Consider the following 18,869-nt stretch of genomic DNA (forward strand, 5'->3'; position numbering starts at 1 on the left):
TTGCTCTTGCCCACTCCTCATTCCTCTGCACTCTCTTCCAGATCAAGGGCACCGGACATGAATGCCACCGATTCCAATCCACAAGCGCCCGACTGGACCAAGGGTGATGGCCTGCTGCCGGCGATCGTGCAGCACTGGCTGACCGGCGAGGTGCTGATGCTGGGCTACATGAACGCCGAGGCGCTGGCCGAAACGCGGCGCAGCGGTCGCGTCACCTTCTGGAGCCGCAGCAAGGGCCGCCTGTGGACCAAGGGCGAGACCTCGGGCCACGTGCTCGCGCTCAAGGCCATCCGCCTCGACTGCGACGCCGACACGCTGCTGGTGCAGGCCGGACCGCACGGCCCGACCTGCCACAACGGCACGTCGAGCTGCTTCGGCGACGACGTGCGGCCGCCGCTGGGCTTCCTGGCCGAGCTGGATGCGCTGGTTGAGCGTCGCCATGCCGAGCGGCCCGAGGGCAGCTACACCACCCGGCTGTTCGAGGGCGGCGTGCGCCGCATCGCGCAGAAGGTGGGCGAGGAGGGTGTGGAGACCGCGCTGGCGGCCGTGGCGCAGGACGACGACGCGCTGCTCGGCGAAGCGGCGGATTTGCTGTTCCATCTCGCCGTGCTGCTGCGCTCGCGCGGGCTTGCGCTGGCCGATGCGGTGAAGGTGTTGGCCGCGCGGCACAAGCCGGAGTAACGCGCCTTTCTCTCGACGCACAGCGGGCGGCCTTGCTTGTCTCCGCTCTCCCATCGGGAGAGGGGCCGGGGGCGAGGGTACGGTCCTTGCGGGTGCCGACCGGATGACGCAGGCCTTCGGCGCCGCCGCCTGCCGGCACCCTCTCCCGGAGGGAGAGGGATTCGGACTCCGGAGGGAGAGGGAGGGCGTGGAGATACGGCGGGCGTGCGGTCAGTTGTTCGATGCCGGCGCGAACGGCACCGCCGTGCCTTGCGGCACGCCCTTGCGCCACTGCGCCAGCTTGTCGGCGATGCCTTCGCCGATGTCGATCTGCGGCTCGGAAGGCTGGAACCTGTCCTTGCGCTCCCACTGCGCGATCTCGCCCTGCGCCTGGCGGAACGCGGCGATGAGGTCGTCCGTGCGGTTCAGCGCGTCCACCAGCCAGGCGCGGCCGAAGTAGGTGATGTCCGAATCGCTGCCGCAGCCGAAGGAGCTGCGGTCGGCGCGCGCGGCGGTGAGCACCAGCGTGCCCGGGCCGCGCAGCTCGGGCACGAAGCCGCCGGTGTAGCAGGCATTGACCACCACCACCTTCCACTTGAACGGCCGCCTGCGCAGAATGTCGCCCAGGTCCTGCGCGCCGATCTGGTCCAGCGGCAGCGGGTCCATGTCCACCAGCAGGCTGTGGTCCTCGCCGCCGTGGCTGGTGAGGTAGAGCACGAGGATGTCCTGCGCCGGGTCCATCGTGGCGGGCAGCGCGTCGAGCGCGGCCTCCAGGTTGCTCCAGTTCGCCAGCGGGCGGCGGTCCAGCGTGGCCGGGTTGTTCTCCAGCACCAGCGCGTGCGCGGTCGGGCCGAAGCGCTCCACGAACAGCCGGGTGGCGTATTCGGCCTCGTTGCGGAACACGTCCTCGGCGCCGTCGCCGGCGAAGGCGAGCAGGTAGAGGTTGGGCCTGCCGGGCACGCGCGGCGTGAGGTGCGCCAGCGCGGACTTGAGCAGGCGCGGCTGCGCGTAGATCACCTGTTCGGGCGTGGGCGCGTCGTCCGGCCAGGCGTCGTCCGGCTCGTCCTCGTCCGCTTCTTCCGGCGCTGGCGCCGGCGCGGACGCGGCAACGGCCGGCCGGGCGGACGCGGCAGCGTGGCGGGGCGCCACGGGATGCAGCGCGAGCATCAGCAGCACGCCGGCGGCGAAGGCGAGCAGTGCGGTCAGGGCGACGCGCATGGCGGACTCCTGCCGGCTCAGGGGAGGACGACGGCGTCGAAGTCGGGATAGGCCGGATGCCGCGGCGCCTCCGGCGGGGCCTGCGGCGGCCGCACCAGCCAGCCGGTGCGCAGCCCGGCGGCGGCGGCGGCGTCCAGCTCCTCCACCACGTCGGAGAGGAACAGCACGTGCTCGGGGCGCTCGCCGATCGCCTCGACGATCCGCTCGTAGGAGGCGCGTTCGCGCTTCGGCCCGGTCTCGGTGTCGAAATAGCCGGCGAACATCGGGGTCAGGTCGCCCGCCTCGCTGTAGCGGAAGAACAGCTTCTGCGCCTGCACCGAGCCGGAGGAATACACGTACAGGTGCAGCCCGTCGGCGCGCCAGGCGTGCAGCCGCGCGGAGACTTCCGGATAGACGTGGGCGCGGTAGTCGCCGGCCTCGTAGCCTTCCTGCCAGATCATGCCCTGCAGAGCCTTGAGCGCGGTGGACTTGCGGTCCTCGTCGATCCAGCGCAGCAGCAGCTCGATCACCTCCTGCCGGCTGGCCTCGACCAGCCCGGCCTCCCTGGCCGCCTCGTGCAGCCAGTGCTGCACCTCGGGCCGGTCCGCATGGGTTTCCACGAAGGCCGGCAGGCGCTTGCGCGCGTAGGGAAACAGCACGTCCTTGACGAAGCCGATCGAGCTGGTGGTGCCTTCGATGTCGGTGACGATGGCGCGGATGACGGTCATGGCGGCGGCGCGGGGGAGGGGACGGCTAGTTTAACCGCCCCGCGCGGGGCGTCAGGGCGGCCGTCCATGGCAGCCGTGGGAGCGGCCTCCGGCCGCGAGGGAGTGCCGCAAGCATCGGCATTGCAGGCATCGCGGCCGGAGGCCGCTCCCACCGGGTCCCGCAGGGCTGGCCTTCCGCTCAGCGCGCCGTCGCGGCCACCGGCGCCATGCGCGGGAACTTCTCGGCGATGTCCGCGCCGGTGAAGTTGGCCACCCAGCCGTCCTTGTTGGTGAACAGGCGGATCGCAACGAAGTAGGGCGACTCGCTCATGTCGAACCAGTGGCGGGTGCCGTCGGGCACGCCGATCAGGTCGCCCTGCTCGCACAGCACGTCGTAGACCCTGTCGCCGATGTGCAGGGTGAACTGCCCCGCGCCGGCCACGAAGAAGCGCACCTCGTCCTCGCTGTGGGTGTGTTCGCTCAGGAACTTCCGCCGCAGCGCCGCGCGGTCGGGGTGGTCCGGCCGGAGGCTGATCACGTCCACCGACTGGTAGCCTTCCTCGGCCATCAGGCGGTCGATGTCGGCGCGGTAGGCGGCGATCACCTCGTCCTGGCTGGCGCCCGGCTGCACCGGCCGGGCGGCTTCCCAGCGCTCGAAGCGCACGCCCACGCGGCCCAGCTCGCGGGCGATGGCGGCGTGGTCGTCGAGGACGGACAGCGGGGCCTCGGGACGGGCCTCGTCGAAGATGCGCAGGCGGCTCATGCGGACAGTCTCCTCAGGTCGAGCTCGCAGCCGAGCAGGAATTCCAGCGCTTCCAGGTGGCGGCGCGCCTCGGGCATGTCGCGGCCCCAGGCGTAGATGCCGTGGCCGTCGATCAGGTAGGCGTGCAGCGGCCTGCCGGCGTCGAGCCAGGCGTCCACCCGCGCCTCCAGCTCCGGCATGTACTGGGTGTTGGGGAACACCGGGATCTCCAGCACGCTCTCGTGCGTGGTGTAGCCGGTGATGGCCTTCTGCAGCTCCCAGCCTTCCAGCCGCACCACGCCCTCGCGCGCGAACAGGCGCGAGGCGACGCTCTGCGTGCGCGAGTGGGTGTGCAGCACCACGCCGATCTCCGGCCGGCGCCGGTAGACCTGGGTGTGCAGGCCGGTCTCGGCGCTGGGCCGGGCGTCGGTGCCGACCGGCCGGCCATGCAGGTCGATCAGCATGATGTCGTCGCGGCCGAGCCGGCCCTTGTCGCGGCCGGAGATCGTGATGGCCGCGTGATCGGCGTCCACGCGCATCGAGAAGTTGCTGCTGGTCGCCGGCGTCCAGCCCAGCGCCGCCAGCTCGCGCGCCGCGGCGGCGATGGCGTCGGCGCAGCGGCCGAACTCGGCGGCGGCGATGGTCTGTGGCAGGGCCTGGGGCATGGGATTTGGACGTCCAAACGGCGGATGACTATAGCACGCCGCCCCCGCCGCGGTCGGGCTAATGCGATTCATTCGCGGGGCGCCTTATGCAGCGGCGTACCATCGGCGCGGGCCGCCGGTCATATGCGGCGGTGTTGCTGAAGACGGAGGTTTACCAATGTCGCACGAGAAAGATATCGAGTCGCGTCGCCGCTTCCTGAAGATCGCCGCCGGCACGACGGCGGCCGCGCTGGTGGTGGGAGGCGTGCCGCGCTTCGCGCGCGCCGCCGATCTGCCGCACCTGGCGGAGACGGATCCGACCGCGAAGGCGCTCGGCTACGTGGAGGATGCGTCGCAGACCAAGGACCCCAAGCACAAGGCCGGCGACACCTGCGCCAACTGCCAGTTCTACAGCGGTGGTCCCACCGGCTACGGGCCGTGCCAGCTGTTCCCCGGCAAGGCGGTCAGCTCCAAGGGCTGGTGCGTGTCGCACTCGCCCAAGAAAGCCTGAGATCGTCCCGTCCACCGATGCCCGAGAGGCCGGCCTCGAGCCGGCCTTTTCGCGTGCGCGCGCGGAAGCGGCGGCCACTGCCGGCGCCGGGCAACGAACGAGGGGAGGGGGAGCGCAAGAGCAGGCTAGAAGTGCTGCCCGAGCGCGTCAGGCTGAGGAGCTGAAACCCGCCTGACGCGCCGGGCGGCGATCCGGGGCCCACTGCCAAGTGATCAACCCGCGGACCTGGGATGATACTCCTGGCCGGCCGGAAATGGGGGACGCCCTGCCGCCATTTGTGACGTCCGTCGGATAAGTCATTGTATGTCAATGACTTATTTGTAAAACTTGATCCGATCCCCGAGCATGGTCTGCCCCAAGGTAATCCGCCAAGATCGAAGCTTTTTCAAGAAATTTAACGAAATTTGGCGAAGATGACGGCTTATGGAGGGGCTGGCGCCCGGTGCAACCGGCTGTGCCGCAGGCCATAGCCGAAATAGATCGCCAGCCCGAGCACGGTCCAGACGATCATCAGCAGCCAGTTGAACCAGGCCATGAAGCCGAGCAGGGCCAGGCAGCTGAGCACGCCGGCCGGGCAGATCACCCAGGCCCACGGCACGCGGAAGCCGCGATGCAGCTGCGGCGCGGTGTAGCGCAGGATCAGCACGCCGGCGCAGACCGCCACGAAGGCGATCAGCGTGCCCATCGAGGTGAGGTCGGCCAGCAGGTCCAGCGGGAACACCGCGGCCAGCACGGCGATGCCCACGCCGGTGATCACCGTGTTGATGTGCGGCGTGCGGTGGCGCGGGTGGATGCGGTTGAACACCGGCGGCAGCAGGCCGTCGCGCGACATGATCATGAAGATGCGCGGCTGCGCGATGATCATCACCAGGATCACCGAGGACAGGCCGATCAGCGCGCCGATCTCCACCACCAGGCGCAGCCAGCCCAGCTGCGGGTAGCTGCGGATCGCGGTGACCACCGGCTCGCTGGTGCCGAGCTGGGTGTAGGGGATCAGGCCGGTGAGCACCGCCGCCATGGCGAGGTAGAGCACGGTGCAGATCACCAGCGAGACCAGCGTGCCGAACGGCAGGTCGCGCTGCGGGTTCTTGCATTCCTGCGCCGCGGTGGAGGTGGCCTCGAAGCCGATGTAGGCGAAGAACACCATCGCCGCGCCGCGCATGATGCCCGACCAGCCGTACTTGCCGGGGCTCTCGTTGGCGGGGATGAACGGATGCCAGTTGGCCGGGTCGACGTAGCGGTAGCCGGCCACCACCACGATCACGATCAGGCCGACCTTGAGCGCGACCATCAGCACGTTGAGGCCGGCGGACTCGCGGATGCCGACGTAGCACAGCGCGGTGAGCGCCAGCACGATCGCCACCGCGGGCAGGTTCATCAGGTGCCCGGTGACCACCAGGCGGCCGTCGGTGAACGCCAGCGGCGCCTCGGTGAGCGCCTGCGGCAGGTGGATGCCCGCGTGGTCGAGCAGGCTGGTGAAGTAGCCGGTCCAGCTCGCCGCCACCGCCGAGGCGGAGATGCCGTACTCCAGCACCATGTTCCAGCCGATGAACCAGGCCACCAGCTCGCCGAGGGTGGCGTAGGCGTAGGAGTAGGAGCTGCCCGAGATCGGGATCAGCGTGGCGAACTCCGCGTAGCACAGCGCGGTGAAGCCGCTGCAGATCGCCGCCAGCACGAACGAGATCAGCACCGCCGGCCCCGCGTGCTCGGCCGCCGCCTGGCCGGTGACCACGAAGATGCCGGTGCCGATCACCGCGCCGATGCCCAGCGCGGTGATGCCCCACGGGCCCAGCGTGCGGCGCAGGGTGGGCCCGTGCGAGGGATCGTCGGCGTCGGAGAAATCGGTCTTGCGGGCTAGGAGCTGCTTCAGCATGGGCTTCCCGGACATGAAGCCGGCACGGTTCTCACCGTGCCGGCGGGGGAGGTTGCGATCCTGGCGCGCCGGCTCAGTCCGGCTCGGTGCCGTTGGCGAGGTGGCTCTTGCGGACGCCGTAGAGCTGGTACACCACCAGGCCCACGGCCGCCCAGGCGAAGAACACGACCAGCGTCTTGGTGGACAGGTTGAAGAACAGCAGCAGGCAGCCCAGCACGGCCAGCGGGCACACCACCCAGGCCATCGGGGTGCGGAACGAGCGCGGCCGCTCCGGCTGGGTCACGCGCAGGATCAGCACGCCCAGCGCCACCATCATGAAGGCGAACAGGGTGCCCGAGTTGGTGATGTCGGCCAGCGCGCCCACCGGGAACAGCGCGCCGAACAGCGAGACGAAGATGCCGGTGATCAGCGTGATCACGTACGGCGTGTGGTAGCGCGGGTGGATCTTGGCCAGCGAGCCCGGCAGCAGGCCGTCGCGCGCCATGGTGAAGAAGATGCGGGTCTGGCCGTAGGTCATGGTGAGGATCACCGAGGGCAGCGCGATGCTGGCCGCGGCGCCGACCAGGTCGCCCCAGGTCGTGTGGTGCAGCACGCGCAGCACGTGGGCCAGCGCCTCCTTGCTGCACACCAGCGCCTCGGAGCCCTTGCAGGCCGCCGCCATCTCCGGCGTGCCCGGCTGCAGCGCCACGCCGTCGGGGCCGAGCACCGGCTGCGCGCCCACCGAGCCGATCGCGCCGTAGCTCACCAGCAGGTAGTAGATGGTGCACACGCCCAGCGAGCCGATCAGGCCGATCGGGATGTTGCGGTTCGGGTTCTTGGTCTCCTCGGCGGCGGTGGACACCGCGTCGAAGCCCACGTAGGCGAAGAAGATCGAGGCCGCCGCGCCCAGCACGCCGATGCCGCCCATCGGGCTGCCCCAGCCGTTCGGGGTGAACGGATGGAAGTTGGCGTCCTGCGTCTTGGGCAGGGCGAGCACGATGAAGACGGTCAGCGCCAGCACCTTGATGAGCACCAGGAAGGTGTTGACCATCGCCGACTTCGAGGTGCCGATCACCAGCAGCAAGGTGATGGCCAGGCCGATCAGGAAGGCCAGCAGGTTGAAGCTGCCGCCGTCCAGCGGGCCGACGCGCAGGAAATCGGGCAGGCCCATGCCGTGGCTGGCGAGCAGGCCGTTCACGTAGCCGGCCCAGCCCACGCACACCGTGCTGGCCGCGATGGTGTATTCGAGCACCAGCGCCCAGCCGACCACCCAGGCCAGCCGCTCGCCCATCACGCCGTAGGTGTAGGTGTAGGCGGAGCCGGCCACCGGCACCATCGAGGCCAGCTCGGCGTAGGCCAGCGCGGCCAGCGCGCAGACCACCGCGGCGACCACGAACGCCACCATCATGCCCGGGCCGGCCTTCTGGCCCGCCTCGGCGGTCAGCACGAAGATGCCGGTGCCGATGATGGCGCCGATGCCGAGCATGGTGAGCTGGACGGGGCCGAGCTGCCGCTTGAGCGCTTTCTTTTCGGCAGTGGCAAGGATCAGGTCGAGCGGTTTGACGCGCTTGAAGAGCATGCGGTGATTTCCCCGTGGATGGCCGCCCTGTTCTTCGATCCACGGCTTCATGAAGGAGACGTGACGAGCAGGCGATTCGCCCAACCTTAGCGGAGCGGCGGAGGGGGTACAAGCGCCGGTCGGCATGTACCATGCGCCGCTCTTTTCATGCTGCGGCGCATCCAACGCGAGCCCATGCACATCCTTTCCGCCTCGCTGCGCGACTATGCGCGCACGCATGTGGACGACGCCGTCGCGGCCGAGTTCCTCGCCTTCCTCGCCTCCTCGCCCGCGGTGTTCGAGCGCACGCACGCGGCGGGCCACTTCACCGCTTCGGCCTGGCTCGTCGGCGCCGACGGCGCGCGCGTGCTGCTCACCCACCACCGCAAGCTCGGCCGCTGGCTGCAGCTCGGCGGCCATGCCGACGGCGACGCCGACCTCGCGCGGGTGGCGCTGCGCGAGGCGGAGGAGGAATCGGGCCTGGCCGGGCTGCGCGTGGAGGGCGGCATCTTCGACCTGGACCGCCACCGCATTCCCGCGCGCGGCGGCGAGCCGGAGCACTGGCACTACGACGTGCGCTACGTGGTGCGCGCGTGCGGCGGCGAGGCGTTCGCGGTCAGCGCGGAGTCGCTGGCGCTGGCCTGGGTGCCGGTGCGCGCGCTGGCCGGCGATCCGGCCGTCGATGCGTCGCTGCGGCGCATGGCGCGCCGGTGGCTGGCGCGAGGGTGAGGGCGGGGCGGGAGCGATCGTCTCGGGTGTGCCCATCGCGGCCGGAGGCCGCTCCCCCAAGGTCGCCGCAGCCCTGTGGGAGCGGCCCCCGGCCGCGATGGGCAAGCCATCGAGGCAGCTTCGCGCACCCGCTCAGGCGTACTTCTCCGGCGCCGGATTGAGATACCCGCAAGCCTTGCAGGTCCGCGCCTCGCGCGAGCGGTAGAAGCGCTCGAACACCGGCGGGAAGTCGCGCTCGATGCTGTCGAGCACGAAGTACTCCTCGTACAGCTTGTGGTTGCAGCGCTCGCAGAACCACAGCAGGCCGTCCCGCTCGTGCGGCAGGCGGCGGCGCTCGATCACCAGCCCGACCGAGCCGGGCATGCGCTGCGGCGAATGCGGCACGCGCGGCGGCAGGTAGAACAGCTCGCCGGCGCGGATCGGGATGTCGCGCGCCGCGCCCTCGTCCTGCACCTTCAGCACCATCTCGCCCTCGAGCTGGTGGAAGAATTCCGGCCCCTCGTCGTAGTGGTAGTCGGTGCGCGCGTTCGGGCCGCCCACGATCATCACGATGAAGTCGCCGTCGACGATGCACTTGTTGCCCACCGGCGGCTTGAGCAGGTGGCGGTGCTCGGCGATCCAGCGCTTCAGGTCGATGGGCGGTGTCAGGGCCATGCGCAATGCCTCGTTATGGGCGCTTTGCTTCCTCTCCCCGCCGGGGAGAGGGAGTGAAGATGTTCACACCTCCAGGGTGGCGAGGTCGCCCTTTTCCTCCAGCCAGCTCTTGCGGTCGGCGGCGCGCTTCTTGGCCAGCAGCATGTCCATCAGCTTGGCGGTGGCCGCGTCGTCGTCCACGGTGAGCTGCACCAGGCGGCGGGTGTCGGGGTGGATGGTCGACTCGCGCAGCTGCGCCGGGTTCATCTCGCCCAGGCCCTTGAAGCGGGTCACGGTGACCGCGCCCTTCATCTTCTCGCGCTCGATGCGGTCCAGCATCGCCTGCTTCTCGCTCTCGTCCAGGCAGTAGAACACCTGCTTGCCCACGTCCACGCGGAACAGCGGCGGCATCGCCACGAACACGTGGCCCTCGCGCACCAGCGCGGGGAAGTGCCGGAGGAACAGCGCCGAGAGCAGGGTGGCGATGTGCAGGCCGTCGGAGTCGGCGTCGGCGAGGATGATGACCTTGCCGTAGCGCAGGCCGGAGAGGTCGTCCTTGCCCGGGTCGCAGCCGATCGCCACCGCCAGGTTGTGCACCTCCTCGGAGGCCAGCACCGAGGTGGATTCCACCTCCCAGGTGTTGAGAATCTTGCCGCGCAGCGGCAGGATCGCCTGGAACTCCTTGTCGCGCGCCTGCTTGGCGCTGCCGCCGGCGGAGTCGCCCTCGACCAGGAACAGCTCGGTGCGGGTGAGGTCGGTGGCGGTGCAGTCGGCCAGCTTGCCGGGCAGCGCCGGGCCCTGGGTGATCTTCTTGCGCACCACCTGCTTGGCCGCCTTCAGGCGCGCGCTGGCGCGCTCGATGGCGAGCTGGGCGATGCGCTCGCCCAGCTCCACGTGCTGGTTCAGCCACAGGCTGAAGGCATCGTGCACCACGCCCTCGACCAGCGCGGCGGCCTGGCGCGAGGACAGGCGCTCCTTGGTCTGGCCGGCGAACTGCGGGTCCTGCAGCTTGGCGCTGAGCACGAAGGCCAGGCGCTCCCACACGTCCTCCGGCGCCAGCTTCACGCCGCGCGGCAAGAGGTTGCGGATGTCGCAGAACTCGCGGATCGCGTTGGTGAGGCCGCTGCGCAGGCCGTTGACGTGGGTGCCGCCCTGCGCGGTGGGGATCAGGTTGACGTAGCTCTCCTGCACCAGCTCGCCCTCGGGCACCCAGGTCAGCGCGACGTCCAGCCCTTCGGTCTCGCGCTGCACCTGGTGCACGAACAGCTCGGCGGGGATCGCCTCGGCGCCGTCCAGCTCGCCGCGCAGGTAGTCGCGCAGGCCGTCCTCGTAGTGCCACTCGCAGACCTCGCCGCTGGCCTCGTCGGTGAGCTTCACGTGCAGGCCGGCGCACAGCACGGCCTTGGCGCGCAGCAGGTGCTTGAGCTTCGGCAGCGAGATCTTCGGCGAGTCGAAGTATTTCGGGTCCGGCCAGAAGCGCACGGTGGTGCCGGTCTTCTTCTTCGGCACGGTGCCGACCACTTCCAGCTCGCTGGCGCGGTCGCCGTGGGCGAAGGCCATGCGGTACTCGCTGCCGTCGCGGCGGATGGTCACCTCCACCCGGCTGGACAGCGCGTTCACCACCGACACGCCCACGCCGTGCAGGCCGCCGGAGAAGCTGTAGTTCCGGCCGCTGAACTTGCCGCCCGCGTGCAGCCGGGTGAGGATCAGCTCGACGCCGGGGATGCCTTCCTCCGGATGGATGTCCACCGGCATGCCGCGGCCGTCGTCGGCCACCGTGACCGAGCCGTCCGCGTGCACGACCACCTCGATGTTGCGCGCGTGGCCGGCCAGCGCCTCGTCCACCGAGTTGTCGACCACCTCCTGCGCCAGGTGGTTCGGGCGCGAGGTGTCGGTGTACATGCCGGGGCGGCGCTTGACCGGGTCAAGGCCGGAGAGGACTTCGATGTCGGCGGCGTTGTAGCGGCTGCTCATGCGGGGGGACTGGCCAGACGGAACGGCGCAGGATGGCGGCGGCCGCGGCAGGGGTCAAGCCAATGCGCGGCGCGCGCGTCCGCGCCGCGGCGCGAGGCCGCTGGCAGCCAGCGCCGCGGCCTGCACCAGCATGCAGGCGGCCGGCGGCCACCACAGGCCGGCCAGCCGCAGCAGCAGCAGCGCGGCCACCGGCGCCAGCGGCAGCCCCGCCAGCGCCGCGAGCCAGGGGCGCCGCAGGCCGGGCCAGCCATACGGCAGGCTCGCCAGGGCCAGCACCGCGATGCCGACCAGGAACTGCTCGGTGAAGCCCAGCGGCGTCACCAGCAGGCCGCGGCGCAGCGACTCGAGCACGTTGGCCTGGTACTCCACGCCCGGCATCAGGCCCCGCGGCGTGGGCAGGATGTCGCGCATGCCCTCGGCGGTGGCGCCCACCAGCACCAGCCGGTCGCGCAGCAGTCCGGCCGGCAGCGCGCCGTCGAGCACGTCGGTGTAGGAGACCCGGCCGAAACTGCCGGACGGACCGGCGTAGCGCAGCAGCACGTAGTGGTCGCGCACCCACAGGTAGGGCGAGGCGTCGCCCGGCTCCGGGTTGCGCAGGCCGGGCAGCGCGGCGCCGCGCGCGGCGCCGCCGGCCAGGCGATCCACCGCCAGCGCCAGCGAGGGCCAGTACGCGCGGCCCAGTCCGGCTTCGAGATAGGCGCCGCGGGTCACGCCGTCCGGCCCGCCGGGGGTGTCGACGTGGCCGAGCGCGGCGGCGGTCTGCGCCAGCGCGGGAACCGGCAGCAGCTCCTGCAGCGGGCCGTCGAGCTCGCCCGGCTCGGCGAATACCGGCATCGCCACGCGCCCCGCGCGCCGCATCGCCGCGGCCAGGGCCAGATCGTCCTGCGGGTGGGCCTGGTCGGCGTCGGCCATGATGATGTCCAGGCCCACCGCGCGCACGCCGGCGGCGGCGAGGCGGTCGAGCAGGCGCGCATGCACGCCGCGCGGCCACGGCCATTGGCCCAGCGCGTCCAGGCTCTTCTGGTCGATCGCCACGACCACCACGTCGTCGCCGGCGGCGTAGCCCCAGTGGCGCATGTGCAGGTCGTACAGCGCGTCGTCGGCGCGCGTGGCGACGCCGCTGGCCAGCAGCAGCGCGAAGCACCCGCAGGCGGCCAGCCAGGCCGCGCCGCGCACCAGCCAGGCGAAGCCGTCGCGCATCAGGCGGGCGCGCGGGCGCGACGGCGGTGCGGGACGGGCGTCGGCTTCACCGGCGGCTCACAGCAGCAGCCACAGCAGGGCCGCGCCGCCCGTGCCGAGCGCGATGCGGCAGGGGATGCAGGGCAGCCGGACCTTCTGCGCCGGCCCCCAGGCGCCGGCGAATTCGTCGTCGTCGACCACGCGCAGGCGCACGTACCAGGTGCCGGAGGCCGGCTTGCGCAGGGTCAGCGAGGGCTGCTCCACGGTGCTGTCGACGACCGGATGGGCAAAGTCCGGGTCGCGCGCCATCTGGATGCGGTAGCGCTGCCCGGGCGCGCCGGCCGACCAGCCCAGCGTCAGCCCGTCGCCGGAGCGCTTCAGCGTGGCCAGCGCGGGGGCGGGCGGCGCGTCGGCGCGGTCGAAGGGCAGGGCGTCGGTGTACGGTCCCAGGCGGCCTTCGCGGTCGCGGCTGGCCACGCGCCAGTAGTAGCGTCCCGGCGGCAGCGCTGCCGGCGCGCGCACGCGGTTGTCGGCGAGGTCCTGCCGCTCGGCCAGCAGCTGCCGGAACTGCGGGTCGGCGGCGAGCTGCCACGCGTAGGACGCGGCCTCGCTGCTCTCGGTCCAGCGGAAGCGCGGGCGCTCGGCGCGCGCCGTGCCGCCGGGCTGCGGCTCCTGCACCAGCGGTGGCTGCGGGTGGGTGGCGATGCGCAGCGCGCAGGTGGCGTCCAGGCCCTCCAGCCGGTCCGGCTCGATGCCGCGCACGCGCAGCAGGTAGTCGCCGTTGGGCAGGTCCGGCAGGCTCGCGTGCGGCAGCGCGTCGGTGACGTGGTCGTACAGCAGCGCGGCGAAGCGCCGGTCGTGCGCGATCTGCACCCGGTAGGCGGCGGCGCCCGGCTGCGCCTGCCAGTCCAGCGCGTAGGCCGGCCGCACCACCGGCGCGGCAGGGCAGCGCAGCGCGGGCGCGGGCAGCAGGCGGCGAACCCGGCCGGGCCGCCGGCCTTCCTCGACCGCCACGCCGGAGCCCTTGCGGACCTGCACATGGCGCCGGTCGCCGGTCACCTCCACGCGGCCGCCCAGCACCTCGACCTCGGTCCGCGCCCGGGCGTCGTCGGCGGCCACGCGGAAATGCGTGCCGCGCACGCTGGATACGGCGCCCGGGGTCTGCACGACGAAGTGCGCGGCGTTGCCGGGCATCGGCGTGACGTCGTTGACGACGCGGCCGCGCTGCAGGCGCACGCGGGTGTCGGCCATGCCGGTGCGGCCATAGGCGCTCATCCGGTCCAGGCTCACCTCGCTGCCGCCCTGGACCAGCATGCGCGAACCGTCGGCGAACTCCAGCGTCAGGCTGGCGTCGGTGCCGGTCTCCACGCGTGCGCCGTAGCCCAGCCGCATGCCGGGCGTCACCGGCACCGGCTGCGCCTGCCCGGGCAGCCAGGCGCGCGCGTCGCCGATCGCCGCGGCCACGGTGGCGCTGGCCGGTTCCACCCGCAGCCACTGGACCGGGATGCGCAGGCGCGAGCCGGGCAGCAGGTGGTAGGGGTCGGCGACGTGGTTGTAGTCCTGCAGCTGCTGCCACGGCACGTCCGCCTTCAGGTAGCGGCGGGCCAGCGTCCAGATGTTGTCGTCCGGGTGCACGCGGTAGGTCCAGTCGCCGGCGCGGGCGGGGAGCACGGCCAGGCCGGCCAGCAGCGTCGCGGCAAGCCAGATCGGGTAGGGGGGGCGCGGGTGGTGGCGGGCGTGCATGTGTCGAATCCTTGCAGGTCCACGCCGGCCGGGCCGGCATGGCGGAACGCCCCCTGCGTCCCGGACGGACCGCTGCATGCATGCCGCATCCTCGGCATCCCCTTGACGGCCCGGACTGGGCAAATTCTGCGCGAGCGCCCGGCAAAATGCCAACTGCGTCCGGTTTTCGCGGCGGATCAGCCCGCGGCGGCGGCCTCGCCCGCCATCCGTTCGAGCAGGCCGCGCAGCTCGCCCAGGCCCGCGGCGCAGGCGTCCAGGGCCGCGCGGGGATGCTCGCCCTCCAGCGCGCCGAGCAGGCGGCGCGCCCGGTCCAGCGCCGGGTCCTCGCCGAACACGGCCAGTGCGCCGAGCAGGCGGTGCAGGCGCTGCGCGGCCAGCGCGGCGTCGCCCGCGCCAGTGGCGCGCTCGATGGCATCGAGATCGGCCTGGCCGGTTTCCCACAGCAGGCGGCGCAGTTCGCCGTGCAGGCGCGGCCCGTCGGCCGCCTGCGGCGCCGCGTCGGCGCGCAGCCAGGCCGCCAGCTTTTCCTCCAGCGCACGCAGCTGCACCGGCTTGCTGAGGTAGTCGTCCATGCCCGCCTCGCGGCAGCGGGCGATCTCGCCGTCCAGCGCATGCGCGGTCATGGCGATGATCGGCAGGCGGCGCGCGCGGCCCAGCCCCGCTTCGTGGCGGCGCCAGGCGGCCGCCAGCTGGTAGCCGTCCATCGAGGGCATCCGGCAGTCGGTCATCAGCAGCGCGTAGTCGCGCCGGCACAGCGCCCGGAAGGCGGCGTGGCCGTCGTCCACCACCTCGCAGTCCCAGCCCAGCAGGGCCAGCTGCCGGCGGACCAGCGCCTGGTTCACGGGGTGGTCCTCGGCGACCAGGATGCGGCCTCGCCCCGGCTGGGCGGGGTGCGCCGTGGCCGGCGCGGCGGCGGCAGGCGGGAGGGGCGGCGGCGACGTGCGCGCCGGCGGCAGCAGCGCCAGCTCGCAGGCGCGCACCACGCCCTGCCATTTCAGCGGCATCGCGCCGAGCACGATGCGCCCGTCGCTCTCGAACGGCATCGCGGGGGCGTCCGGGCCGCTGTCGAGGGCGACCACCCGGGCCGCCACGCGGGCCGGACTGTCGTGGTCGCCCGCATCGACGAACAGCAGGTTGGCGGCGATGCCGCTGCGCAGCGGCTGCTCGGGCGGCACCCGCTCCACGCTGTGCCCCAGCGCGACCAGATGGTCGGCCAGCGCCGCGGCCAGCGCGGGCGAGGCGAGCCGCACCACCGCGTGCCGGCCGAGGTGGGGGGCGGCGGCCTCGAGGTCGCGCCGGGCCACCGGCAGGCGCAATTGCACGGTCACCGTGGTGCCGGCGCCGGGCTCGCTGGCCAGCTCGATCTCGCCTTCCATCAGTTGCACCAGGTGGCGGCAGATGGCCAGGCCCAGGCCGGTGCCGCCGTAGCGGCGCGCGGTCCCCGGCTCGGCCTGCGCGAACGGGCTGAACAGGCCCACCTGCCGATCGGCGGGAATGCCGATGCCGGTGTCCTGCACGCGCAGGCGCAGGCGCTGGCTGTCGCCGTCGTCGCCGAGCACCCGCAGCGAGACCGCGATGCCGCCGCGCTCGGTGAACTTGCCGGCGTTGCCGAGCAGGTTCAGCAGGATCTGCCGGATGCGCACGCCGTCGCCGAGCAGCCGGCCGGCCAGCGCGGCATCCATCGCCAGCGACACGTCGAGCCCCTTGCCGCGCAGGCCGCCCGCGGCCAGACCGACCACGTTGTCCAGCAGCACGCGCGGGTCGAACGGCGCCGGGTCCAGGCGCAGGTTGCCGGCCTCCAGCTTGGAGAAGTCCAGCACGTCGTTGAGGATCTGCAGCAGCACCCCGGCGGAATCCTCCACCGCGCGCAGCAGCTCGCGCTGGTCGGCGTCCAGCGATGTGTGGCCGAGCAGCTCCAGCATGCCGAGCACGCCGTTCATCGGCGTGCGGATCTCGTGGCTCATGGTGGCGAGGAAGTCCGCCTTGGCCTTGGAGGCGCGCTCGGCCGCGTCGCGCGCGGCGCGCAGGCTCTGGTTGTGCGCGTTGAGGCGGGTGGTGTCGATGAGGTAGCCGCTCCAGCAGGTCTCGCCGTTCGCCTCGCGGTGCGAGGCCAGGATCATGCGGATCCAGCGCAGGCCCTCGGCGCCATAGGCGCGGAAGTCGAATTCCACCGCGCCGGCATGCCGCACGGCGCGGCGCAGCTGGCGTTGCAGCGCCTCCTGGTCCTCGGGGTGGACGCGGTCGTGGAAAGGCCATTCGCGCAGCACGTCGCCGCCGGCCAGCAGGTCTCGGCGTTCCAGTCCGAACAGTGCCCGCAGGTCGCCGGCCAGGAAGCCCAGCCGGTAGTTGCGTTCGCGCCCCCGGCGCACGGCGAACACCACCACCGGGATCCGCCGGGTGATCTCGCGCAGGGTTTCACCCACGGCGTCGGCATGGCGCGCGGCCTGGTCGCGGCGGGCGAGCTCCTGCGCCTGCTGCTGCAGCTTGCGCTCGGCCTGCGCCGCCCGCCGGCGCTGCAGCCAGAGCGCCCGCAGCAGGCCCAGCGCCAGCAGTCCGCTCAGCAGCAGCAGGCCGGCGAGCAGCTCGATGCTGGTCCGCACCGGCAGCGCGCCGGGCAGCAGCGCCAGGCATGCCGACGGCGCCGGCGGGGCGCTTGCGCAAAGCGCGTCGCGGCACGGGGCGGGGGGCGTCATACGCCGGCGCATGGCGGAATCATTCGTCAGCGGCGTGCAGCTTTTTTTGGAGGAAAAATGCAACTTTCGCAGGCATGCTACTGCAAATGGAGGCGGCGCCACGGGGGGCGGTTCCAGGGGACCAGGATCATGGCGGGCAACGACAGGACCTTGAGGATCATCGTCGCCGACGACCACCCGGTGGTCGTGCTCGGCATCAAGGCGTTGTTGCGCGAGCACGCCGCCGGCATGCGGGTGGTCGGCGAGGCCGGCGGCGGCCGCGAGCTGCTGGCACTGCTGGCGCGCTGCGAGTGCGACCTGCTGATCACCGACTACTCGATGCCCGATGCCGCCGGCGCCGAGGACGGCATGGCCTGGCTCAGGCGTCTGCGCCGCGAGCATCCGGCGCTGCCGGTGATCGTGCTCACCATGCTGCGCAATCCGGCGCTGGTGCGGGGCATGCTGGGCGTGGGCGTGAACGGCGTGGTGGGCAAGGCCGGGATGACGCGCGAGCTGCTGCTGGCGATCGGCGCGGTGCTGGCCGGGCGCACCTATGTGGGCGAGCAGGTGCGCGAGGCGCTGGCCGAGGCGCCGGGCCCGGATGCCGGCCCGGACCGCGTGCTCGCCGGCGCTGACCTTTCCATGCTGTCGCGCCGCGAGGCCGAGGTGGTGCGCCTGTACGCCTCGGGCCTCACGGTCACCCAGATCGCCGAGCGCGTGTGCCGCAGCGTGAAGACGGTGAGCCAGCAGAAGAACGACGCCATGCGCAAGCTGGGCCTCACCAGCAACAGCCAGCTTTACGAGTACGCGCGGACCTGGGGCCTGCTCACCTGAAGCTGGGAGACCGGCTGCCGCGATGGCGCGGCGGCGCCGTCGCCGCCTTCCCGGCGCGCCGTTTTTGGGAATCGTCCGATCACATCCCGCGCGCCGGGCTGGCATCCTGTTCCCGGCACGAGGCGGGCGTGTCGCGCTGCGCGGCACGCCGGGCGCCCCGTGCATTCCCGCATGCCGAGGGGGCGGCATGGTTCGACGCCGTGTGGCGTCGACGGCAGCCCGGCCCCGCGTGCGCGGGGACCGCTGCCGGGATCCGTTCACGATGCGGGCGTGGCGAGGCCGTTTCTCGCACGACCGCCAGAGGATGCGCGGCGCCACCGCATCCGGATCTTCGCGGTCGACTCGCCGCAGGTCCGGTCGTTGCGGGCGCAGCCGTATGCGACGGGAGGTGTGCCTGGCTATGACGAGTGGCATCGCGCCAGTGAAAGTGGTGATTGCCGACGATCATCCGGTGGTGCTGGTGGGCATGAAGGCCATGCTGCACCAGGACGGCCGTTGGCGCGTGGTGGGCGAGGCCGGCAGCGGCAGGGAGCTGCTCGGCCGGCTCGGCGGCTGCGAGTGCGACCTGGTGATCACCGACTTCTCGATGCCCCGCGAGGGCAGCGAGGACGGACTGTTGCTGCTGCGGCGCCTGCAGCGGCTGCGTCCCGGCCTGCCGGTGATCGTGCTGACCATGGTGCACAACGGCGCGCTGGTGCGCGGCATGTTCGCGGCCGGCGCGGCCGGCGTGGTGGCGAAGACGGCCATGACGCGCGAGCTGCTGGTGGCCTGCCACGCCGTGGCCAACGGCCGCGGCTACCTGAGCGAGCCGATGCGCAAAGGCCTCGAGGCCGTGCCGTGGCTGGACGGCGCGCGGTCGCAGGCGCTGTCGCCCGAGGCCGCCCTCTCCAGCCTGTCGCCGCGCGAGGCCGAGGTGGTGCGCAGGTACGTCGGCGGCCAGAGCGTGTCCGAGATCGCCCGGCAATTGAGCCGCAGCGTGAAGACGGTGAGCCAGCAGAAGAACGACGCCATGCGCAAGCTGGGGCTTGCCAACCACAGCCAGCTGTACGAGTTCGCGCGCAACGTCGGGCTGTCGAGCTGACCGGTCCGCCGGCTTTTTAGGAAACGTCTGATCCCATTGGCCGGCGAATCGGCCCAGCATGATCGTGTGGCCCGCCGCCCCAACGTGTCGCAAGCGGACGGCGGCCAAGCGCTTCCCCAGGGCCCAGGATGGGCACAGGCTGGCGAGATTACG

16 protein-coding genes are annotated in these 18,869 nt (G+C 72.2%); 5 read left to right on the forward strand and 11 right to left on the reverse strand.

Annotated elements, in window-relative coordinates:
* Positions 1 to 57: 57 nt before the first annotated feature.
* Complete coding sequence (gene hisIE / locus C7456_RS01490) at positions 58 to 681, forward strand: bifunctional phosphoribosyl-AMP cyclohydrolase/phosphoribosyl-ATP diphosphatase HisIE (protein WP_109721997.1); 624 nt, start codon at positions 58 to 60, stop codon at positions 679 to 681.
* 210 nt (positions 682 to 891) lie between these two features.
* Here the strand turns inward: hisIE and C7456_RS01495 are convergent, their stop codons facing one another.
* The 4 genes from C7456_RS01495 to C7456_RS01510 form a co-directional block, all read right to left on the reverse strand.
* Positions 892 to 1,878, reverse strand: coding sequence for a C13 family peptidase (locus C7456_RS01495; protein ID WP_109721998.1), 987 nt, complete (start codon positions 1,876 to 1,878; stop codon positions 892 to 894).
* 17 nt (positions 1,879 to 1,895) lie between these two features.
* The gene (mtnC, locus tag C7456_RS01500; RefSeq protein ID WP_109721999.1) at positions 1,896 to 2,585 is read right to left on the reverse strand and encodes an acireductone synthase; all 690 of its coding nucleotides are present in this window, start codon (positions 2,583 to 2,585) and stop codon (positions 1,896 to 1,898) included.
* Positions 2,586 to 2,763: 178 nt separating this feature from the next.
* A complete protein-coding gene (locus C7456_RS01505; RefSeq protein ID WP_109722000.1) occupies positions 2,764 to 3,327 on the reverse strand; it encodes a 1,2-dihydroxy-3-keto-5-methylthiopentene dioxygenase in 564 nt (187 codons plus the stop codon).
* Positions 3,324 to 3,971, reverse strand: a complete 648-nt coding sequence (locus C7456_RS01510) for a methylthioribulose 1-phosphate dehydratase (protein WP_109722001.1) — start codon at positions 3,969 to 3,971, stop codon at positions 3,324 to 3,326. Before C7456_RS01510 ends, C7456_RS01505 begins: the two co-directional genes overlap by 4 nt.
* Before the next feature lie 157 nt (positions 3,972 to 4,128).
* Here C7456_RS01510 and C7456_RS01515 point away from each other — a divergent pair, with 157 nt between their 5' ends.
* On the forward strand, positions 4,129 to 4,461 hold the full coding sequence (locus tag C7456_RS01515) for a high-potential iron-sulfur protein (RefSeq protein WP_109722002.1): 333 nt from the start codon (positions 4,129 to 4,131) through the stop codon (positions 4,459 to 4,461).
* Positions 4,462 to 4,882: 421 nt separating this feature from the next.
* On the opposite strand, the gene C7456_RS01520 is transcribed toward C7456_RS01515, so the two are convergent.
* Together C7456_RS01520 and C7456_RS01525 are read right to left on the reverse strand one after the other, a co-directional pair.
* Positions 4,883 to 6,334: an amino acid permease gene (locus tag C7456_RS01520; protein ID WP_109722003.1), complete on the reverse strand. Its 1,452-nt coding sequence runs from the start codon at positions 6,332 to 6,334 to the stop codon at positions 4,883 to 4,885.
* 73 nt (positions 6,335 to 6,407) lie between these two features.
* On the reverse strand, positions 6,408 to 7,892 hold the full coding sequence (locus C7456_RS01525; RefSeq protein ID WP_109722004.1) for an amino acid permease: 1,485 nt from the start codon (positions 7,890 to 7,892) through the stop codon (positions 6,408 to 6,410).
* Positions 7,893 to 8,066: 174 nt separating this feature from the next.
* On the opposite strand from C7456_RS01525, the gene C7456_RS01530 reads away from it, so the two are divergent.
* Positions 8,067 to 8,600, forward strand: a complete 534-nt coding sequence (locus tag C7456_RS01530) for an NUDIX hydrolase (RefSeq protein WP_211306190.1) — start codon at positions 8,067 to 8,069, stop codon at positions 8,598 to 8,600.
* 132 nt (positions 8,601 to 8,732) lie between these two features.
* Here C7456_RS01530 and C7456_RS01535 read toward each other — a convergent pair whose 3' ends face one another.
* The 5 genes from C7456_RS01535 to C7456_RS01555 form a co-directional block, all read right to left on the reverse strand.
* Entirely contained in the window at positions 8,733 to 9,254 is a 522-nt protein-coding gene (locus C7456_RS01535; RefSeq protein ID WP_109722006.1) for a 3-hydroxyanthranilate 3,4-dioxygenase, read from the reverse strand.
* A gap of 63 nt (positions 9,255 to 9,317) precedes the next feature.
* Positions 9,318 to 11,207 carry a DNA topoisomerase IV subunit B gene (parE, locus tag C7456_RS01540; protein WP_109722007.1) on the reverse strand — a complete coding sequence of 630 codons (1,890 nt, stop codon included), beginning with the start codon at positions 11,205 to 11,207 and terminating at the stop codon, positions 9,318 to 9,320.
* A gap of 54 nt (positions 11,208 to 11,261) precedes the next feature.
* Positions 11,262 to 12,407, reverse strand: coding sequence for a CHASE2 domain-containing protein (locus C7456_RS01545; RefSeq protein ID WP_109722008.1), 1,146 nt, complete (start codon positions 12,405 to 12,407; stop codon positions 11,262 to 11,264).
* A 57-nt stretch (positions 12,408 to 12,464) separates the two neighbouring features.
* Entirely contained in the window at positions 12,465 to 14,129 is a 1,665-nt protein-coding gene (locus C7456_RS01550) for a FecR domain-containing protein (RefSeq protein WP_170120144.1), read from the reverse strand.
* Positions 14,130 to 14,305: 176 nt separating this feature from the next.
* Positions 14,306 to 16,834, reverse strand: a complete 2,529-nt coding sequence (locus C7456_RS01555) for an ATP-binding protein (protein ID WP_245889735.1) — start codon at positions 16,832 to 16,834, stop codon at positions 14,306 to 14,308.
* A 117-nt stretch (positions 16,835 to 16,951) separates the two neighbouring features.
* On the opposite strand from C7456_RS01555, the gene C7456_RS01560 reads away from it, so the two are divergent.
* Both C7456_RS01560 and C7456_RS01565 read left to right on the forward strand, forming a co-directional pair.
* Complete coding sequence (locus tag C7456_RS01560) at positions 16,952 to 17,635, forward strand: response regulator (protein ID WP_109722010.1); 684 nt, start codon at positions 16,952 to 16,954, stop codon at positions 17,633 to 17,635.
* A gap of 421 nt (positions 17,636 to 18,056) precedes the next feature.
* Positions 18,057 to 18,716, forward strand: a complete 660-nt coding sequence (locus tag C7456_RS01565) for a response regulator (protein WP_245889736.1) — start codon at positions 18,057 to 18,059, stop codon at positions 18,714 to 18,716.
* Positions 18,717 to 18,869 lie beyond the last annotated feature (153 nt).

This window comes from Fulvimonas soli, assembly GCF_003148905.1.
GTDB lineage: Bacteria > Pseudomonadota > Gammaproteobacteria > Xanthomonadales > Rhodanobacteraceae > Fulvimonas > Fulvimonas soli.